This is a genomic window from Nocardia sp. NPDC002869 (genome assembly GCF_046764065.1).
Taxonomy (GTDB): Bacteria; Actinomycetota; Actinomycetes; order Mycobacteriales; family Mycobacteriaceae; genus Nocardia; species Nocardia rhamnosiphila.
The window spans coordinates 1-17920 of sequence record NZ_JBKOOL010000057.1; the positions used below are offsets into that span (position 1 = coordinate 1).

Genomic DNA, 17920 nt, shown 5'->3' on the forward strand with positions numbered 1-17920 from the left:
CGGTGTGGTACCGGTGGGCAGGCCCTTACTGCGCTGTGGCTACTCGCCCGAAGCGGCTTCGGTCGAGCCCTCGCCCGCGCCGGTGAGCACGACCTCGGGCTTCTTGTCGCCGTCTTCCTTGGTGAGCTTGGCCTTCGGGGAGAAGGTGAAGCGGGCGTCCTCGCCGGAGCCTTCGCCGTCCCAGCCCTCGACATCGACCTGGACGGTCTGGCCGGGGCCGATCTCGCCGAAGAGGATCTTCTCCGAGAGCTGGTCCTCGATCTCCCGCTGGATGGTGCGGCGCAGCGGCCGGGCACCGAGCACGGGGTCGAAGCCACGCTTGGCCAGCAGGTTCTTGGCGTTCTCGGTGAGCGTGATCGCCATATCCTTGTTCTTCAGCTGCCGCTCGACGCGGGCGATCATCAGATCCACCATCTCCACGATCTGGTCGGTGGTGAGCTGATGGAAGACGATCACATCGTCGATACGGTTGAGGAACTCCGGCCGGAAGTGCTTCTTCAGCTCGTCGTTGACCTTGAGCTTCATCCGCTCGTAGTTCGAGCCCTCGGCATTGCTCTGGGTGAAGCCCAGACCCACGGCCTTCGAGATATCGGAGGTACCGAGGTTCGAGGTGAAGATCAGCACCGTGTTCTTGAAGTCCACGGTCCGGCCCTGGCCGTCGGTGAGGCGACCGTCCTCCAGGACCTGCAACAGGGTGTTGTAGATCTCCTGGTGGGCCTTCTCGATCTCGTCGAACAACACGACCGAGAACGGCTTGCGGCGCACCTTCTCGGTGAGCTGGCCGCCCTCTTCGTAGCCGACGTACCCGGGAGGGGCACCGAACAGCCGCGAAGCGGTGAAGCGGTCGTGGAACTCGCCCATATCGATCTGGATGAGCGCGTCGTCGTCGCCGAACAGGAAGTTCGCCAGCGCCTTGGACAGCTCGGTCTTACCGACACCGGACGGACCGGCGAAGATGAACGAGCCGGACGGACGCTTCGGATCCTTCAGGCCGGCGCGGGTACGGCGGATGGCCTTGGAGACGGCCTTGACCGCGTCCTCCTGGCCGATGATCCGCTTGTGCAGCTCGTCCTCCATGCGGAGCAGACGGGTGGTCTCCTCCTCGGTGAGCTTGAAGACGGGGATACCGGTCCAGTTGGCCAGCACCTCGGCGATCTGCTCGTCGTCGACCTCGGCCACGACATCCAGGTCGCCGGAGCGCCACTGCTTCTCGCGCTCGGCCCGCTTGGCGACGAGCTGCTTCTCCTTGTCGCGCAGCCGCGCGGCCTTCTCGAAGTCCTGCGCGTCGATCGCCGATTCCTTCTCCCGGCGCGCGTCGGCGATCTTGTCGTCGAATTCGCGCAGGTCCGGCGGCGCGGTCATCCGGCGGATGCGCATCCGGGCGCCGGCCTCGTCGATCAGGTCGATCGCTTTGTCCGGGAGAAATCGGTCGTTGATGTAGCGGTCGGCCAGGGTGGCCGCGGCCACCAGGGCACCGTCGGTGATGGACACCCGGTGGTGTGCCTCGTAGCGGTCGCGCAGACCCTTGAGGATGTTGATGGTGTGCTCGACCGTCGGCTCGCCCACCTGCACCGGCTGGAACCGGCGCTCCAGGGCGGCGTCCTTCTCGATGTACTTGCGGTACTCGTCGAGGGTGGTGGCGCCGATGGTCTGCAGCTCACCGCGGGCCAGTTTCGGCTTCAGGATCGAGGCCGCGTCGATCGCGCCCTCGGCGGCACCCGCACCGACCAGCGTGTGCAGCTCGTCGATGAACAGGATGATGTCGCCACGGGTGTTGATCTCCTTGAGCACCTTCTTCAGGCGCTCTTCGAAATCACCGCGGTAGCGGCTGCCCGCGACCAGGGAGCCCAGGTCGAGGGTGTAGAGCTGCTTGTCCTTCAGCGTCTCCGGAACCTCGCCGTTGACGATGGCCTGGGCCAGACCCTCGACGACGGCGGTCTTACCGACACCGGGCTCGCCGATCAGGACCGGGTTGTTCTTGGTACGGCGGCTCAGCACCTGCATGACCCGCTCGATCTCCTTCGAGCGGCCGATGACGGGATCGAGTTTGCCTTCCAGGGCCGCCTGGGTGAGATTGCGGCCGAACTGGTCGAGCACCAGCGAGGTGGACGGGGTACCCGTCTCGCCCCGGGCGCCGGATTCCACGGGCTCCTTGCCCTGGTACCCGGACAGCAGCTGGATGACCTGCTGGCGGACCCGGTTGAGGTCGGCGCCGAGCTTGACCAGCACCTGGGCCGCGACGCCCTCGCCCTCGCGGATCAGGCCGAGCAGAATGTGCTCGGTGCCGATGTAGTTGTGACCGAGCTGCAGCGCTTCGCGCAGGCTCAGTTCCAGCACCTTCTTGGCGCGGGGGGTGAACGGAATATGACCGGACGGGGCCTGCTGACCCTGGCCGATGATCTCTTCGACCTGGCTGCGCACGCCCTCCAGCGAGATACCGAGCGACTCCAGGGACTTGGCCGCGACACCCTCACCCTCGTGGATCAGACCCAGCAGGATGTGCTCGGTGCCGATGTAGTTGTGGTTGAGCATCCGGGCCTCTTCTTGGGCCAGGACGACGACACGCCTCGCGCGGTCGGTGAACCTCTCGAACATCGCTCCCTCACTCTCCTGCTCCGGACTCTATGGCCGGCTGACGCCGTGGTGTGTCGTGGACAACCGTCGGCTTCAGCCTGCCATGAAGGCCAGGGGTTGCGGCCCCCGCCTCCCACTCTAGTTGGCAGGGGATTACGCCGCCGCCGCTCCACCCTAATGATGTGGGCCGACGGCAGACCTACTCACTCATAACGCCCTTACCCACCGATTGGTTTCCCACTCCGGTTTTGCCCAGAGCGAACAGAACGACTCCCAGAGCTGGGGAGATCCGGTAATCGAGGTGCGGGCGGCCGGGGACGGCCGTCACAGATCGCGATCGGTGATCAGACCGCTGCGCATGGCCAGCGCGGCGAGCCGGACCCGCTTCTGGTTCTGCGGCAGGTCTTCGACGCCGAACTTGGCGAACAGCGCGCGCAGATGGGTCTTGACGGCGTCCACACTCAGGAACAGCTCATCGGCGATCCGCTGGTTCGTGGCCGGGGCGGCGAACCCGGCATCCCCTTTGAACGGGCGGCACAGCGCGACGAGCACTCCCCGCTGCGCCTCGGTCAGCGAGCGCACGGTGGGCATGCTCGCACCCGAGGCGCGGGTGGCGTCGTCGGCGACGCCGTTGAAGTCGTGGAAAGACACCAGCGAGGTGCCCACCCGGATACGGTCGCCGGGCATCAGCCGGCGGCGGCCGTTGATGCGTTCGCCGTTGACGAACGTGCCGTTACGAGAAAGGCCGTCGTCCACGATGGTCCAGTGCGCGGCGAGGTATTCGACGGCGGCGTGCAGCCGCGACACCTCGGCGTCCCAGCGCAGCGACAGATCGGCACCCGCGGAGCGGCCGATGGTGATCCGCTGCCGATCGGGGCTCAACATCACCTCGCGCCTATGGCCTTCGTCATCGGTGAATCGAAGGAACGAACCGACGGATCCGGACACTGCGCCGATACCTCACCTCTCCATATCGGCAGCAACTGCCGAACACTGCGGACCTCTTGCACTGCGGCGCACCGGGCCCGCCCGATCACATCTATGGTGCCGGGCAGTCGGCCGCTCGGGCAAGATGGAACGCCGCCGGGCGCAGCGGCCCCGGCGATCGACGCCGGGGCCAGCGGTAATTCCAAATAGCTATCGAGAAGACCAGCCGTCGGCGTGTTCTGCGAATAATCAGCACACGCGACGGTTGAAAGAAGAACTATCCCTTCGCGGCCTTGTTGTACGCGTCGGTGATATCGGCGGAGATACGGCCACGCGCGGAAACCTTGTGACCATTCCGCCGCGCCCACTCGCGAATAGCCGCGCTTTGTTCGCGATCCATGGTGGCGCGCGCCTTGGTGTTCCCGGAGGCCGCGACAGCGGCCTTCACCCGACGCCGACCGCTCACCCGCCGGGCACTGGTCACCCACTGCTCCAACTCGTCCCGAAGCTTCGCTGCATTCGTCGACGACAGGTCGATCTCGTACGACACCCCGTCGATTGCGAACTCGATGGTCTCGTCCGCGATGGACTCACCGTCGACATCGTCGATCAGGCTAACGGTGACCTTCTTTGCCATGAGATGAACGTCCTCTCGAAATCGTGCGGCCCGCAAAATCAGGCCGATTTACCCGAGGTAAGAATACCTCGAATTCGGAAAATTCCAAGACGAGCGGCCTGCTATGCAAACCGTTCGCTCAACGGCCGACCGGCCGCACTATTGGGAACAGTATCGTTTCCCGGATTCCCAATCCGGTGAGCGCCATCAACAACCTATCGATTCCCATACCGGTTCCGGTCGTCGGCGGCATCCCGTGTTCCATCGCGGCCAGGAAGTCTTCGTCGAGCACCATTGCCTCGTCGTCACCGGCCGCGGCCAGGCGGGCCTGATCGACGAACCGCTCACGCTGGATCACCGGATCCACCAACTCCGAATAGCCGGTGGCCAACTCGAAGCCCCGGACATACAGATCCCACTTCTCGGTAACACCGGCCCGCGACCGGTGCTGCCTGGTCAGCGGGGACGTCTCGACCGGGAAATCGCGGACGAAAGTCGGCACGTACAGCTTGTCGCCGTAGCTGTGCTCCCACAGTTCCTCCACCAGTTTGCCGTGGCCGTAGCCCTTCCCTTCGGGAATTTCCAGACCGACCCGATCGGCGAGCTCCAGCAATTCCGGAACAGTTGTTTCCGGAGTGACCTCCACCCCCGTCGACTCGGACAACGACGGATACATCTCGACCGTTGTCCACTCACCGCTCAAGTCGTATTCCGAACCGTCGGCAAGGGTGACGACCTGCGTTCCCAGCGCCTCCTGGGCGACTTCTTGGATCAATTCCCGGATCATACGTGCGGAGTCGTCGTAGGTACCGTACGCCTGATAAGTTTCGAGCATCGCGAACTCGGGCGAATGGGTGGAATCGGCACCTTCGTTACGGAAGTTGCGATTGATCTCGAAGACCCGCTCGAGCCCACCGACCACGCAGCGCTTCAGAAACAATTCCGGAGCAATGCGCAGGTAGAGATCCATATCGAGCGCATTGGAGTGGGTGCGGAAGGGCCGGGCGGCCGCGCCGCCGTGCAGCGTCTGCAGCATCGGCGTCTCGACCTCGAGAAAATCACGGCGTTCCAGCGCGTTGCGCAGCGCGCGCACCACCGCCACCCGGGTACGGGCCGTCCGGCGGGCCTCCGGGCGCATGATCAGATCGACATAGCGCTGCCGGACCCGTGCTTCCTCGCCCATCTCCTTATGCGCTACCGGGAGCGGACGCAGTGCCTTCGCGGCCATGGACCAGGAATCGGCCATGACACTCAATTCACCCGTACGCGACGAGATGACCTCACCGTGCACGAAAACCATATCGCCGAGATCCACATCGGCCTTCCACGCCGCCAGCGCGTCCGCACCGACACCGTTCAGGCTCACCATGGCCTGCAAAGTGGTGCCGTCGCCCTCCTGTAGCTGAGCGAAGCACAATTTGCCGGTATTTCGCATGAAGATGACCCGGCCGGCCACACCCACGATCCGGCCGGTCGCGGTATCGGCCGCGAGATCCGGATAGGCGGCGCGGATTTCGGCCAGGCCATGGGTGCGCGGCACCGAAACGGGATAGGCCTCCCCGCCCGACTCGAGCAGCCGCTCCCGCTTCTCCCGGCGGATCCGCATCTGCTCGGGGACGTCGTCGACCTCCACAGAGCGGCTGGATCGCCCCGCGGGAACAACGCCCGCGGAGCCGCCGGATGACGAGATGTTCGGGTTGCTCACAGCGAACCACCCTAGCGTGCACCGCAAATCGATTCGTCATCCGCCCGCCCCAACCGCGCGATAAGGAATCACTTGCGGAAGGCGCGGCAGGGCGGCCCGGGAGAAATAGACCATTTGGTTGCTTAGAATTTTCCCGGGGCGCCGGCGCACAGCGGAAATGTATTGTCGTCCGGCCGCATTCGGCCGAGGACAACAATTCAGAGAACGGCGAGCGAACGAACTTCCCTGGTGAAGTGCGCGGCACCGGTGGCCACCGATCGCATACCGGCGGCTTCCAGCGCCTTGTATCCGCCGACCAGATCGGTCGCGCGATGCAGTCCCAATTGGCGCAACGATGCCGCGGCGAGGCTGGAGGTGTACCCCTCCGAGCAGACCACCACCCACTCGACATCGTGATCGGTGGCCAGCGCCAGGCGCGCCGAGCTGCTGGGGTCGAGCCGCCACTCGAGCACATTCCGTTCGATGACCAGGGCTCCGGGCAGTGCCCCTTCCCTGGCCCGCTGCGCCGCGGGCCGGATATCCACCAGAATCGCCCCGCGGGCGAGCGCGGCGGGCAGTTCTACGGGATGGATCCGCCGCAACTTCGCGCGGGCCTGGTCCAGCATCTGGTCAATGGTCAGTCGCGACATCAGAGGTCACCTTCGGGCTGGTCGGTGAGAACGGTGTGGGTACGCCGCAGGCTGCCTTGTCCGGTCACTTCGTAATAGGACATGGCGGTCAGCGGCGGCGAGTAGGCGTGCACGCTCAAGGTGGGGTCCAGCGGTCCGGTACCGGACGGGCCCGATACCGCGAGGCGGTCGGGGGCGCGCACGACATCGTGCACCCAGCCGATGGGGAACGCGGCCTGATCGCCGGCGGCCAGCACCCGGTGACGCAATTCGGTACCGTTCCAGCGGTATTCGGCCAGCGCCCCGCTGAGCACGGTGAGCGCGCCGAGCGAGCCGGCGTGATCGTGCAGTTTCGTGGATTTGTCCGGGGTCCAGCTGATCAGCCAGACATCGACCTCGTCGTCGGCGACCAGGCGGGTGGCCCAGCGGTCGACCGCCGGCCACAGACCGTCCGACGGAAGCAGATGGTCGTACCGGCCGGCGAGCACATCCTCACCGGTCTCGTCGGTCAGGCGGAGCAGATCCGCCGGGCGCAGCCGCGTCGGCAGGGCCGAGGCGATCGGACGATCGGGAATCGGATTCGCGGCCGCGGCGGAATTATCACGGACCGGCCGACGCACTACGGACGAGAGAACAGGCGAATGCATGAGCGCATCTCCAGGAAGTAAAGAAACGGTCGAGGACTGCAGAATGCCTCGAACGGTCGAGGCGAATCAGCCTCGACAACACTCCTGGGTACGCATGCGGTTCAGCACACGGTGAGCTTAGCAAGCCGGCGGCGGCTCGGCCACATTCGAATCAACGGAATACGTCACAGGCTCGGACGGCGGCATCAGCCACGAGCGCGGCGCTGATTGCGTTCGAAGACCAGCCGCAGACCGGTGATCGTCAGATGGGGCTCGTGGTGTTCGATGGTCTCGGATTCATCGATGATCAGCGGAGCCGCCGCACCGGTGGCCACCACCGCGACCCCCGCATCGGCGAAACCGTCGATATCGTCCCGGATACGATCGACCAGCCCGTCCACCAGTCCGGCGAAACCGAAGATCGCCCCGGACTGGATGCATTCGACGCTGTTCTTACCCACCACCGACCGGGGCCTGCTCAACTCCACCCGGCGCAACGCGGTCCGCTCGGTCAGCGCCTCGGTCGCGGTCTCCACCCCCGGTGCGATCACACCGCCGAGGAACTCCCCCTTCGCCGATACGAGATCCACACAGATCGACACACCGAAATCCACCACGATCGCGGCGCCACCGAACTGATGATGGGCGGCGAGACTGTTCACGATCCGGTCCGCGCCGACCTCTTTCGGATTGTCCACCAGCAGCGGAATACCGGTCCGGACACCCGGCTCCACCAGCACATGCGGTACGTGCTGCCAGTAGCGCTCCAGCATGAAGCGCAGCTCACGCAATACCGGCGGCACCGTCGACAGACCTGCCACCCCGGTCACCGCGTCGAGATCGGGGCCCACCAGACCCCGCAGACTCATCGCGAACTCGTCGGCGGTGTGCAACGGATTCGTATGGATCCGCCAATGCCGGACCAATTCGGCCTGCGATCCGGAACCCGCGGTCAGCCCGACCACCGTGCTGGTCGTACGGACATCGATGGTCAGGAGCATGCGGTCACCGCGCCGTCAGACGAAGGTCAGGTTGCGCGGGCTGATCAGATCCGAGCCCGCCGGCGCGTACGCCGGATCCGAGCCCAGCTCGACCGGACGATTGCGGTCATCGACGAACACGACCTTCGGGTCGTACTCGCGCAGCTCGGCCGCGTCCATCATGCCGTAGGCAATGAGAATGACCAGGTCACCGGGGTTGACCAGATGAGCCGCGGCACCATTGATACCGATCACCCCGGACCCGCGCTCGCCCGCGATCACATAGGTTTCGAGACGGGCTCCGTTATCGATGTCGACAATGCAGACCTGCTCGCCCTCGAGCAGATCGGCCGCATCGAGAAGATCCTGATCAATGGTCACCGACCCGACATAGTGCAGGTCGGCATGGGTCACGGTGGCCCGGTGGATCTTGGATTTCATCATGGTGCGCAACATCATCGTCGCCTTTCTGTATTGATGGCAGGCCATCCGGAGAAGACATGGGGTGTGTCCGGGCGTGCGCCCTGACCGGCCTGAGTAAATTCACGACTCTGTAAGTGTTCGACGGTCGCCGCTACCTGGACGCCCGGCCGCATGCACTCGGTCGCTGCGCTCCTTCGCTCTGTCGCTCCAGAACCGGGGTTCACGGTGCTCTCGTCCCGTTCGGGCTGTTCGGCACGGGCGGCCGAGGTTCCGGGGTCACGAGATCGGCGTCGGGGTGGCCGTCGAGCGGGGCTCCCAATCGGACGGGAGCGTTGTCGATCAGCCGGGTGGTGCCGACGCGGGCCGCGATGAGTAGCCGGGCGTTGCCGGATTCCGGGGCGGGGCCCAGGTCGGCGGCGCGCAGTTCGAGATAGTCGAGTTCGATCTCGGGAGCGGCGGCCAGGACCGCGTGCGCGGCCTCCAGGACGGCGTCCGCGCCGGCCGCCCCGGACCGCGCGCCGGCCAATAGCGCGGCGGACAGCGTGGTCGCGAGTTCGCGCCGGCCGGGGTCGAGGTAGCGGTTGCGCGAGGAGAGCGCCAGCCCGTCGGATTCGCGCACGGTCGGCACCGCGACGATCTTCACGTCGAAGTTCAGGTCGCGGACCATCTGGCGGATCAGCGTGAGCTGCTGGTAGTCCTTCTCACCGAAGAATGCCTCGTGCGGATGCACAATCTGCAGCAGTTTGGCCACCACGGTGAGCATCCCGGCGAAATGGGTCGGCCGGGAAGCGCCCTCGAGGTCGGCGCCGACCGGTCCGGGCTGCACGGTCGTCCGCGGGCCCTCGGGATACATATCCGCCGCGCTCGGCGCGAAGACCAGGGCCACTCCCTCGCCGCGCAGCAACTCCACGTCGGCATCGAGGGTGCGGGGGTAGCTGTCCAGGTCCTCGCCGGCGCCGAACTGCAGCGGGTTGACGAAGACGGACACCACCACGATCTGGTTGGTCCGCTTGGCACGGCGTACCAGTTCGAGATGGCCTTCGTGCAGGGCACCCATGGTGGGCACCAGGCCGACGGTGCGCCCGGTACCGCGCAGCGCGCGAACGACTTTGCCGAGCACGGCCGGATCGTGCTGCACAGTGAGCTCGCCGGCACGGTACGCACCGCGCAGGGACGGGTCCGTCATAGAGCCTCCTTCGAAGCCGGTACCTGGAATCCACGGAGACCGCGGCAAAGGCGAAGATGCCGCCTCATCCAACCTCCCCCGAGAGCAGTACCGGGGGTCGGTGGAGGCCGCTGCGAAGGCGGAGGTATCGCCTCATTGGTGGTCCTCCAGCAGCTCGCGTAGTTCGGCGGGGGCCTGCACCCGTTCGGCGGTACGCCGCGACAGGGCGCGATACCCGGCGGCGATCTCGGGATCCGCCGCCGTGAGGGCCGCGAGGTGCGCGGCGACGGCCGCGGTGTCGCCGCGGGCCACCGGACCGGTGAGCGCGGCCTGGCCGCGGCGCAGCGCGTTGTCCAGGGCGGCGGAGGCCAGCGGGGCGAGCAGGCGTTCCGGCAGGCCGCCGGGCTGGTCGTCGACCGTCTGCTGGCCCAGCAGACCGGGTCCGGCCAGCGCCTGGCGCAGCGCCTCCACCGCGTCCAGTACCAGCGTGACGAGATGGTTGCTGCCGTGCGCGAGCGCGGCGTGATAGAGCGTGCGGTGTTCCTCGGCAACCCGGACCGGTTCGCCGCCCATCTCGATCACCAGGGACTGGGCGATGGCATAGCCGATCTCATCGGCGGCGGTGATCCCGAAACAGGCGTTGGCCAGGCGGGGCAGATCTTCGTCGTGGCCGGTGAAGGTCATCGCGGGGTGCACGGCCAGCGGGAGCGCACCGGCTTCCCGCAGCGGGGCGAGTACACCGATGCCGTTGGCTCCGGAAGTGTGGGCCACGATTGTGCCGGGACGTACCGTCCCCGAACTCGCGAGGCCGCGGACCAGACCGGCCAGCTCGGCGTCCGGGACGGCCAGGATCAGCAGCTCGCTGCGGGCCGCGACCTCCTCGACCGGGAGGATCTGCGAGTCGGGCAGCCGGGACTGCGCGCGGCGCACCGAAGCGTCGGAGATCGCGGCGACGCCGAACACCACATGTCCGGCGCGCTCGAGCGCGGCGCCGAGGGCTGATCCCACACGTCCCGCCGAGACGATGCCTACCGTCAGTCGTGCGGGCGCCGGATCACCACTCGCGGCCGGGTTGCCAGGAGTCACGCGTGGCGAGGTCAACAGTGTCCTCTCGAAGTCGTTCCAGTCCCGCGCTGCGGGTACCGGACGTTACGAGTCGAGGATAGGGCCGGCGCCGGCCGATGCGCCATGGGCGCCCCGGGTGATATATGCCGCACTTCAGGAGCTGCGCTGCTCCTCTTCCTGACGCAGGTTGGCCATGATCTCGGCGACCGACAGCCGCCGGTTCCCGGCGGCGTCGGACTGGGTGCGGCGGCGCCGGGAGTTCGCCGAACGGGGGAACAGCTTGCCCGCCGCGGACGCGGCCGGTTCTCGGGTATCTCCATCGACGGACTTGCCGTCGACCACGGGCTCGGCCGGTTCGGCGGCTACGGCGGTCGCGGGCACGACGGCGACCGGCGGGCGGGAGTCCGGGGCCTCGCTGTCCGGCGCGGGCGGACCGTAGAAGGGTTCGTCGCGCAGCAACGGGCGGTAGCGGTCGTCGTCGGCGTCCGGTTCGTCGTACACCTCGGTGAAGGCGTCCGACCAGCTCGGCCCGGAGATTTCGGAGGGGGACGGCCCGTAGGGCGGATCGTCGTCGAGGCGGACGATCGCCGTTTCCGCGGTGACCGGCGCGTCGTCGGGGCTCGCGAACCGCGGCCGGCCCGGGTGGTCGGTTTCGTAGACCGGGGTCACCGCCTTGCGTTCACCGGTGTCGCTCGCCGGTTCGGCGGTCCCGGCTTCGGTATCGACCCAGCCGTCTGCGGCATACGACCAGCTCGCGGCGGCGTTCGCCCAGGCGTCCACGGCCCGCCGCTCGCCTTCGTCGGATCCCTGCCAGCCGGGTGCGAGCCCCGGCCGGTCCCCGGCGCCGGGCAGCTCCTGAAGACGGAAGACGGACGCGCGCAGCGCGGGCCGCTCCTCCGGCAGATCTCCGTCGAAGAGCCGCTCCAACTGCCGCCGCAGCACCGTCAGTTCGGCACGCAGCGCCGCCATTTCCGTCGCGTCGGCACCCAGTTCGGCACGCACCCGCGATTCGACGCCGAGTTCGTGTTCGCGGCGGGCGCTGATCTCACGCTCGAGTTCCAGTTCGTAGATGCGGCGCAGATCACGCATTTTCGCCTGGTACCGGCCGGCCGCCCAGGCGCCCAGCACCGCCGCCCACAGCGCCACCACCAACCCGACCCGGATGAATTGCAGACTGTCGCTCAGCACGAGAAATACACTGGCCACCAGACCCAGTAGGACGAGTGCGCCGAGGAAGAGCTTGCCCACATCTTCCCGGCCGCGCGCGGAAGTACTACTGCGGGACGGTGAAACCATGACCGCAAGGGTAGCCGCGATATTCATCGTCGCCCAGGTCGGAAAGGGCGGGATCGATCACGGCGATCCGGCCTACGAGGGCGCCGGATCGTCGGTCGGATCGTCGGGGGCCCGGCAGCAGTATTCGAGCCACAGGGCGGCCACGGCAAGGGCGATACCGGCCCCGCATCCGATCAGCGCGCCCGGATAGTCCGCGTCGGCCGCCCGCAGATCCCCGCGCTGCGGGAAGATCCACAGCAGGAACCCGAGCCACACTCCGGCCACCAGCGACCCCACCTGAGCCGAGGCCTTCGCCAGCGCGAGAGCCCGGGCGACGGTGATCGGGTGCAACTGGCGGGAATCGGCGCCGATCTGACTGTTGCTCACCCGGATCCGGATATAGAAGCCGAGGGCGGCCTCCAGAATCGCGACCGGATACAGCGAGGCGCCGGCGATGGTGGAGATCGGCGGGAAACTCGCGTAGGCCAGCCGCGTCGCCACCCATGCGATCACCGCCGCGACCAGGACGTTGGCCAGCAATTCCCGGATGCGGGTGGGTTTGAGCTTCATCCCCCCGCCATCGTCGCCGTCCCCACCGCGGCCGCCGCCGGCATTCATACGACCGCCCCCAAGAGTCATCGGGCGCTCCCCGTCACAGAAACATACGGCCCGCGGAGACCGCAGCAAAGGCGCAGGTATCGCATCATCGGACGCTCCCCGTCACAGAAACATACGGCCCGCGGAGACCGCAGCAAAGGCGCAGGTATCGCATCATCGGACGCTCCCCGTCACAGAAACATACGGCCCGCGGAGGCCGCAGCGAAGGCGCAGGTATCGCATCATCGAACTCCCCTTGAAGCGGGTGCACGCAACCCACGGAGACCGGAGCGAAGGCGGGGGTATTGCATCATCGATCCCTCGAAGCGGATACATGCGCTCCGCGGAGACCGCAGCGAAGGCGGAGGTGTCGCGGTATCGCATCATGGCAACGTCCTGGCGGCGGGTAGGAGCGTGAATTCCGTGCGCCGCACACCGTCGCGTTCGGCGGGGTCCAGCTCCGCCAGTAGTTCGCGCGCGCTGCGTTCGGTCCCGTCGACGGCCAAGGACGCGTCGGGCTCCACGTCGAGCCAGGGAATCAGGACGAACGCGCGGTGGTGCGCCTGCGGGTGCGGCAGGGTGAGTTCGGGATCGGTACTGCGCAGGACATTCAGTCCGGTGCCGGCCCGCTCGGCGCAGGAGACGATGTCCACGTCGAGGGTCCGGGCACCCCAGCGCACCGCCCGCTCGCGCCCGGCGGCCTGCTCCAACCGCTGTCCGTGCCGGAGCCAAGCACGACAGTCGTAGTCCGGGTCCTCGGCCACCAGCACGGCATTGAGGAAATCGTCCTGCTCCACCCCGCCCCACGGCGCGGTGGTGTAGACGGGCGATACGGCGCGCACCCGCGCACCGAGCCCGGTGACGACACTGCGCAGCAGTTCGAGCCGATCCCCCATGTTCGAACCGATCGACAGCACGGCACGCGTCACGGCGACCCCTGCTCCCGGCGGCCCGCTGTGACGACCCGCACATCGGCGAATTCGTGCGGGATGGGCGCGGCCGGTTTGTGCAGCACCACCTCGACATCGGCGACCCCGGGCACTTCGCGTACCCGGTCGGCGATCTCGGTGGCGACGGTTTCGATGAGATTCCGCGGCGGACCCGCCACGATCCGCACGGCCAGCTCCGCGAGCGCGCCGTAGTCGACGGTGTGCGTGAGATCGTCGGTGGCCGCCGCGGCGCCGAAGTCCGACCAGACGGTCAGATCCACCACGAATTCCTGCCCGTCGCGGCGTTCGTGCTCGAAAACTCCGTGCCGGCCGAAAACCCGCAACCCCCGCAGCTCGATCCGGTCCGGGCCCGGTACCGGTGCGTTCACCGCGGCGTTCCCGGTCGTTGCGCGCGACGCCAAGCCTCGGTCACGGCGAGGGCGTCCTGCGAACCACGCACATCGTGGACCCGGACACCCCAGGCACCGTGCCAGGCCGCGAGCGCGGACACGGTCGCGGTGGCGGTTTCCCGGCCGGCGGGCGGGCGCGGGCCGGCACCGTCGGCCAGCAGCGACCCCAGGAACCGTTTGCGCGAGGCGCCGATCAGCACCGGAAACCCATCGGCGACGAAGCGGTCCAGGGCTCCCAGCAGCGCCCAGTTGTGTTCCGCGTTCTTCGCGAATCCGAGACCGGGATCCAGGATGATCCGGGCGGGATCGACGCCCGCGTCGATCGCATGCCGCACCTGCACCCCCAGCTCGGAACGGACCTCGGCCACCACATCGTCGTAGTGGTCGGCCGGCCCGGTGTGCCGGTAGTCCGGCGCGGCCCGCCAGTGCATGAGGATCCACGGGATATCGGCGGCCGCGACGACCGCGGCCATCGCCGGGTCGGCGCGGCCGCCCGAGACATCGTTGATCACCGTCACCCCGGCCGCGACGGCTGCTTCGGCAACCCGGGCGCGCATGGTGTCGACGCTGGTCGGTATCCCGGCCGCGACCAGCCCGCGCAGCACCGGCACCACCCGGTCGACTTCGGTTTCCACCTCGACGCGCACGGCGCCGGGCCGGGTCGACTCACCACCGACATCGATGATGTCGGCACCCAGCTCGTAGAGCCGGATACCGTGCTCGATCGCTCGCTGCGGATCGAGATAGCGGCCGCCGTCGGAGAAGGAATCGCTGGTCACGTTGACCACACCCATCACGACGCAGGAGCGGCCCGGGCGTGGCTCCACACCGGGACGCGGCCGCACGCCGGTGAGGGTGGGTACTGCCACGGCCGTGCGCTGGTCGCTCACTTGCGCAGGATCAGGTCGAGGGCCTCGGCGCGCGAGGCCGAGCTGGTCTGCAGGATTCCGCGGACGGCCGAGGTGGTGGTGCTGGCGCCGGGTTTCCGGATACCGCGCATGGCCATGCACAGATGCTCGGCCTCGACCACCACGATCGCGCCGCGCGGATCCAGTTTCCGCATGAGCGCGTCGGCGATTTGGCTGGTGAGCCGTTCCTGCACCTGAGGGCGTTTGGCATAGAGGTCGACCAGCCGCGCCAGTTTGGACAGCCCGGTCACCCGGCCGTGCGGGCCCGGGATATATCCGACATGGGCGACGCCGTGAAACGACACGAGGTGATGTTCGCAGGTCGAGTACATCGGGATATCGCGCACCAGGACGAGTTCCTGGTGCTCCTCGTCGAAGGTGGTGTTGAGGACCGCGTCCGGTTCCACGTACAGCCCCGCGAACATCTCCCGATAAGCGCGGGCCACCCGGGCGGGGGTGTCGAGCAGCCCCGGCCGGTCCGGGTTCTCGCCGACCGCGAGGAGCAGTTCGCGCACCGCTGCCTCGGCGCGCGGCTGATCGAAGCGTCTACCGGTGTGCAGCGCGACCAGCTCCGCGGTGGGCTCGCCGCTCTCACCCAGCTCGGCGGGGATATCGGCCGTGTAGCCGTTGGTCTGCTGATCGGTCGACATTCGAGGACACCTCCACATCTCGGGCCCGGCGGTACACACCGGGCGCCGAACCCCTCCGAGCGTAATCGGCGCCGGTTTACTGCCGACCGTTCGGGCTGTCCCAGGAGGAGTGCGGGCCACCATGTCCGGAATCCTCACCGGAGCCGTAACCGGATTCGTCGGGCCCGCGGTCGTGCGCGGGCGCCTGGTCGGGATACGAGTACCGGGGCTGTTCCTGCCCGCCGCCGTAGCCGCGGTCGGCAGGCGGGGCCTGCGGATCCTCGCGCGGCGGCCATCCGGGCGCCGACCAGCCGACGGGGGCGCCGTAGTCCGGCCGGGAGCCGTGTGTGGCGCCGTGGGGATAACTGGGAGCGGGCTGCGCCGGCGCCGGGTAGCCGCTGGGCGGCCGGCCGTAGCCGGGCTGCTGGACCGCGCCACCGGGGAAGCCCGCGGGCTGCGGCACGCTCCCGGCGGGCGCGGGGTCGCGCGGGCCGACGCCGACGGGGACGGCGGGTTGGGGAGGCCACGGTTCGCCGCGTTCGGCGGCAAGCTCACCCGGAGTCTTGACCGGCGGTTTGTCCGACGGCACGCGATCGCCGAAATCGTTGAACGCGGTGATCCGGGGCCGCTTCTGCACCGCGCTGAGGATGGTTTCCAGATCCTTGCGGTGCAGGGTTTCGCGTTCGAGCAGCGCGGTCGCCAGATCGTCGAGCACATCGCGGTACTCGCTGAGGATCGCCCACGCTTCGGTGTGCGCGGCCTCGATGAGGTTGCGAACCTCGACGTCGATGGCTCCGGCAACCTCGTGTGAGTAGTCCGAGGAGGTACCCATGGAGCGGCCCAGGAAGGGATCACCCTGTTCCTGGCCGTACCGCACGGCGCCGAGCCGGGCGCTCATACCGTATTCGGTGACCATCGCGCGGGAGATCTTGGTCGCCTGGTCGATATCGGAGGAGGCCCCGGTGGTCGGCTCGTGGAAGACCAGTTCCTCCGCGGCACGCCCGCCCATGGCCATGACCAGCCGGGCGATCATCTCCGAGCGGGTCATCAGGCCCTTGTCGTCCTCGGGCACGGTCATCGCATGCCCGCCGGTGCGGCCGCGGGCCAGGATCGTCACCTTGTAGACCGGTTCGATATCGGGCATCGCCCAGGCGGCCAGCGCATGGCCGCCCTCATGGTAGGCGGTGATCTTCTTCTCGTGTTCGCTGATGATCCGGCTCTTGCGGCGCGGACCGCCGATCACCCGGTCGACCGACTCCTCGAGTGCGTCACCGGTGATGGTGGAACCGTTCTCCCGCGCGGTGAGCAGGGCGGCCTCGTTGATGACATTGGCCAGATCGGCGCCCGACATACCGACGGTGCGCTTGGCCAGACCGTCGAGATCGGCTTCCGGGGAGATCGGTTTGCCCTGCGAGTGGACCCGCAGGATGGCGCGACGGCCGGCCAGGTCGGGGTTGCTGACCGGGATCTGCCGGTCGAACCGGCCGGGCCGCAGCAGGGCGGGGTCGAGGATATCGGGGCGGTTGGTCGCGGCGATCAGGATGATGCCGGTGCGATCGCCGAAGCCGTCCATCTCGACCAGCAACTGGTTGAGGGTCTGTTCGCGTTCGTCGTGACCGCCGCCGAGGCCGGCGCCGCGCTGACGACCGACCGCGTCGATCTCGTCGACGAAGATGATGCAGGGGCTGTTCTGCTTGGCCTGCTCGAAGAGGTCACGGACGCGGGAGGCACCGACACCGACGAACATCTCCACGAAATCGGAGCCGGAGATGGTGAAGAACGGTACGCCCGCCTCGCCGGCCACGGCACGCGCGAGCAGCGTCTTACCGGTGCCGGGGGGGCCATAGAGCAGGACGCCCTTCGGGATCTTGGCGCCCAACGCCTGGTAGCGCACCGGATTCTGCAGGAAGTCCTTGATCTCGTAGAGCTCTTCGACCGCTTCGTCGGCACCGGCCACATCGGCGAAGGTGGTCTTGGGCATATCCTTCGACAGCTGTTTGGCCTTGGATTTCCCGAAGCCCATCATGCCGCCGCGGCCGCCGCCCTGCATGCGCGACATCACGAAGATGAACAGGCCGAGCAGGATCACCATGGGCAGCACGAACAGCAGGATCTGGGTGACCCAGCTCTCCTGTTTGACCACCGTGTTGTACTGGGCGCCCGAATCCTGAACGGCCTTGAATATCTGGGCCGAGGTCTCGCTGCCGCCGGGATACTTTGCGATGATCTTGTCGGCGCCCTGGGTGGCGTCGTTCCCGTTCTTCAGTTCGATCCGCAATTGCTGTTCGCGATCATCGATCTGAACGTGGGCGACGTTCTCCTTGTCGGCGAGCTGGCCGATCGCCACCGACGTGTCGACGCTCTGCCAGCCGCGGGTGTCGTTGCCGAAGTAACTGAACAGATAGATCACGAGCAGAATGCCCGCGATTATCGCCAGGGTACGAAACACTGTCTTGCGGTTCATAGAGCGTCGGCCGGGCGGC

The 17920-nt window shown here is 67.7% G+C and carries 17 protein-coding genes; all 17 read right to left on the reverse strand.

What is annotated here, in order from left to right; all coding sequences use genetic code 11:
- Positions 1–39: 39 nt before the first annotated feature.
- The 17 genes from ACLML9_RS13210 to ftsH all read right to left on the reverse strand — a co-directional run bounded on the left by ACLML9_RS13210 (position 40) and on the right by ftsH (position 17901).
- The gene (locus tag ACLML9_RS13210) at positions 40–2595 is read right to left on the reverse strand and encodes an ATP-dependent Clp protease ATP-binding subunit (RefSeq protein ID WP_030524138.1); all 2556 of its coding nucleotides are present in this window, start codon (positions 2593–2595) and stop codon (positions 40–42) included.
- A 303-nt stretch (positions 2596–2898) separates the two neighbouring features.
- Positions 2899–3522, reverse strand: coding sequence for an FHA domain-containing protein (locus ACLML9_RS13215; RefSeq protein WP_411945790.1), 624 nt, complete (start codon positions 3520–3522; stop codon positions 2899–2901).
- A gap of 256 nt (positions 3523–3778) precedes the next feature.
- A complete protein-coding gene (locus ACLML9_RS13220) occupies positions 3779–4138 on the reverse strand; it encodes a histone-like nucleoid-structuring protein Lsr2 (RefSeq protein ID WP_030524140.1) in 360 nt (119 codons plus the stop codon).
- 118 nt (positions 4139–4256) lie between these two features.
- Positions 4257–5723 carry a lysine--tRNA ligase gene (gene lysS, locus ACLML9_RS13225; RefSeq protein ID WP_411945810.1) on the reverse strand — a complete coding sequence of 489 codons (1467 nt, stop codon included), beginning with the start codon at positions 5721–5723 and terminating at the stop codon, positions 4257–4259.
- A 296-nt stretch (positions 5724–6019) separates the two neighbouring features.
- Complete coding sequence (locus ACLML9_RS13230) at positions 6020–6442, reverse strand: rhodanese-like domain-containing protein (RefSeq protein WP_411945811.1); 423 nt, start codon at positions 6440–6442, stop codon at positions 6020–6022.
- An 8-nt stretch (positions 6443–6450) separates the two neighbouring features.
- Positions 6451–7077, reverse strand: coding sequence for a cysteine dioxygenase (locus ACLML9_RS13235; RefSeq protein ID WP_411945791.1), 627 nt, complete (start codon positions 7075–7077; stop codon positions 6451–6453).
- A gap of 185 nt (positions 7078–7262) precedes the next feature.
- Positions 7263–8057: a type III pantothenate kinase gene (locus ACLML9_RS13240; RefSeq protein WP_411945792.1), complete on the reverse strand. Its 795-nt coding sequence runs from the start codon at positions 8055–8057 to the stop codon at positions 7263–7265.
- 15 nt (positions 8058–8072) lie between these two features.
- A complete protein-coding gene (gene panD / locus ACLML9_RS13245; protein WP_411945812.1) occupies positions 8073–8492 on the reverse strand; it encodes an aspartate 1-decarboxylase in 420 nt (139 codons plus the stop codon).
- A 187-nt stretch (positions 8493–8679) separates the two neighbouring features.
- Positions 8680–9645 carry a pantoate--beta-alanine ligase gene (gene panC, locus ACLML9_RS13250; protein ID WP_411945793.1) on the reverse strand — a complete coding sequence of 322 codons (966 nt, stop codon included), beginning with the start codon at positions 9643–9645 and terminating at the stop codon, positions 8680–8682.
- Positions 9646–9777: 132 nt separating this feature from the next.
- Positions 9778–10725 carry a Rossmann-like and DUF2520 domain-containing protein gene (locus ACLML9_RS13255; RefSeq protein WP_411945794.1) on the reverse strand — a complete coding sequence of 316 codons (948 nt, stop codon included), beginning with the start codon at positions 10723–10725 and terminating at the stop codon, positions 9778–9780.
- A 117-nt stretch (positions 10726–10842) separates the two neighbouring features.
- The gene (locus ACLML9_RS13260) at positions 10843–11985 is read right to left on the reverse strand and encodes a DUF6779 domain-containing protein (protein WP_411945795.1); all 1143 of its coding nucleotides are present in this window, start codon (positions 11983–11985) and stop codon (positions 10843–10845) included.
- A gap of 72 nt (positions 11986–12057) precedes the next feature.
- On the reverse strand, positions 12058–12534 hold the full coding sequence (locus tag ACLML9_RS13265; RefSeq protein ID WP_411945796.1) for a DUF3180 domain-containing protein: 477 nt from the start codon (positions 12532–12534) through the stop codon (positions 12058–12060).
- A 410-nt stretch (positions 12535–12944) separates the two neighbouring features.
- Positions 12945–13490 (reverse strand): 2-amino-4-hydroxy-6-hydroxymethyldihydropteridine diphosphokinase, encoded by a 546-nt coding sequence (gene folK / locus ACLML9_RS13270; RefSeq protein WP_411945797.1) that lies wholly within the window; start codon positions 13488–13490, stop codon positions 12945–12947.
- A complete protein-coding gene (gene folB, locus ACLML9_RS13275; RefSeq protein ID WP_411945798.1) occupies positions 13487–13879 on the reverse strand; it encodes a dihydroneopterin aldolase in 393 nt (130 codons plus the stop codon). The genes folK and folB overlap by 4 nt, the downstream gene beginning before the upstream one ends.
- Entirely contained in the window at positions 13876–14694 is an 819-nt protein-coding gene (gene folP, locus ACLML9_RS13280; protein ID WP_411945813.1) for a dihydropteroate synthase, read from the reverse strand. The genes folB and folP overlap by 4 nt, the downstream gene beginning before the upstream one ends.
- A gap of 92 nt (positions 14695–14786) precedes the next feature.
- The gene (gene folE, locus ACLML9_RS13285; RefSeq protein ID WP_411945799.1) at positions 14787–15458 is read right to left on the reverse strand and encodes a GTP cyclohydrolase I FolE; all 672 of its coding nucleotides are present in this window, start codon (positions 15456–15458) and stop codon (positions 14787–14789) included.
- 76 nt (positions 15459–15534) lie between these two features.
- Positions 15535–17901 carry an ATP-dependent zinc metalloprotease FtsH gene (gene ftsH / locus ACLML9_RS13290; protein WP_411945800.1) on the reverse strand — a complete coding sequence of 789 codons (2367 nt, stop codon included), beginning with the start codon at positions 17899–17901 and terminating at the stop codon, positions 15535–15537.
- Positions 17902–17920: the final 19 nt, after the last annotated feature.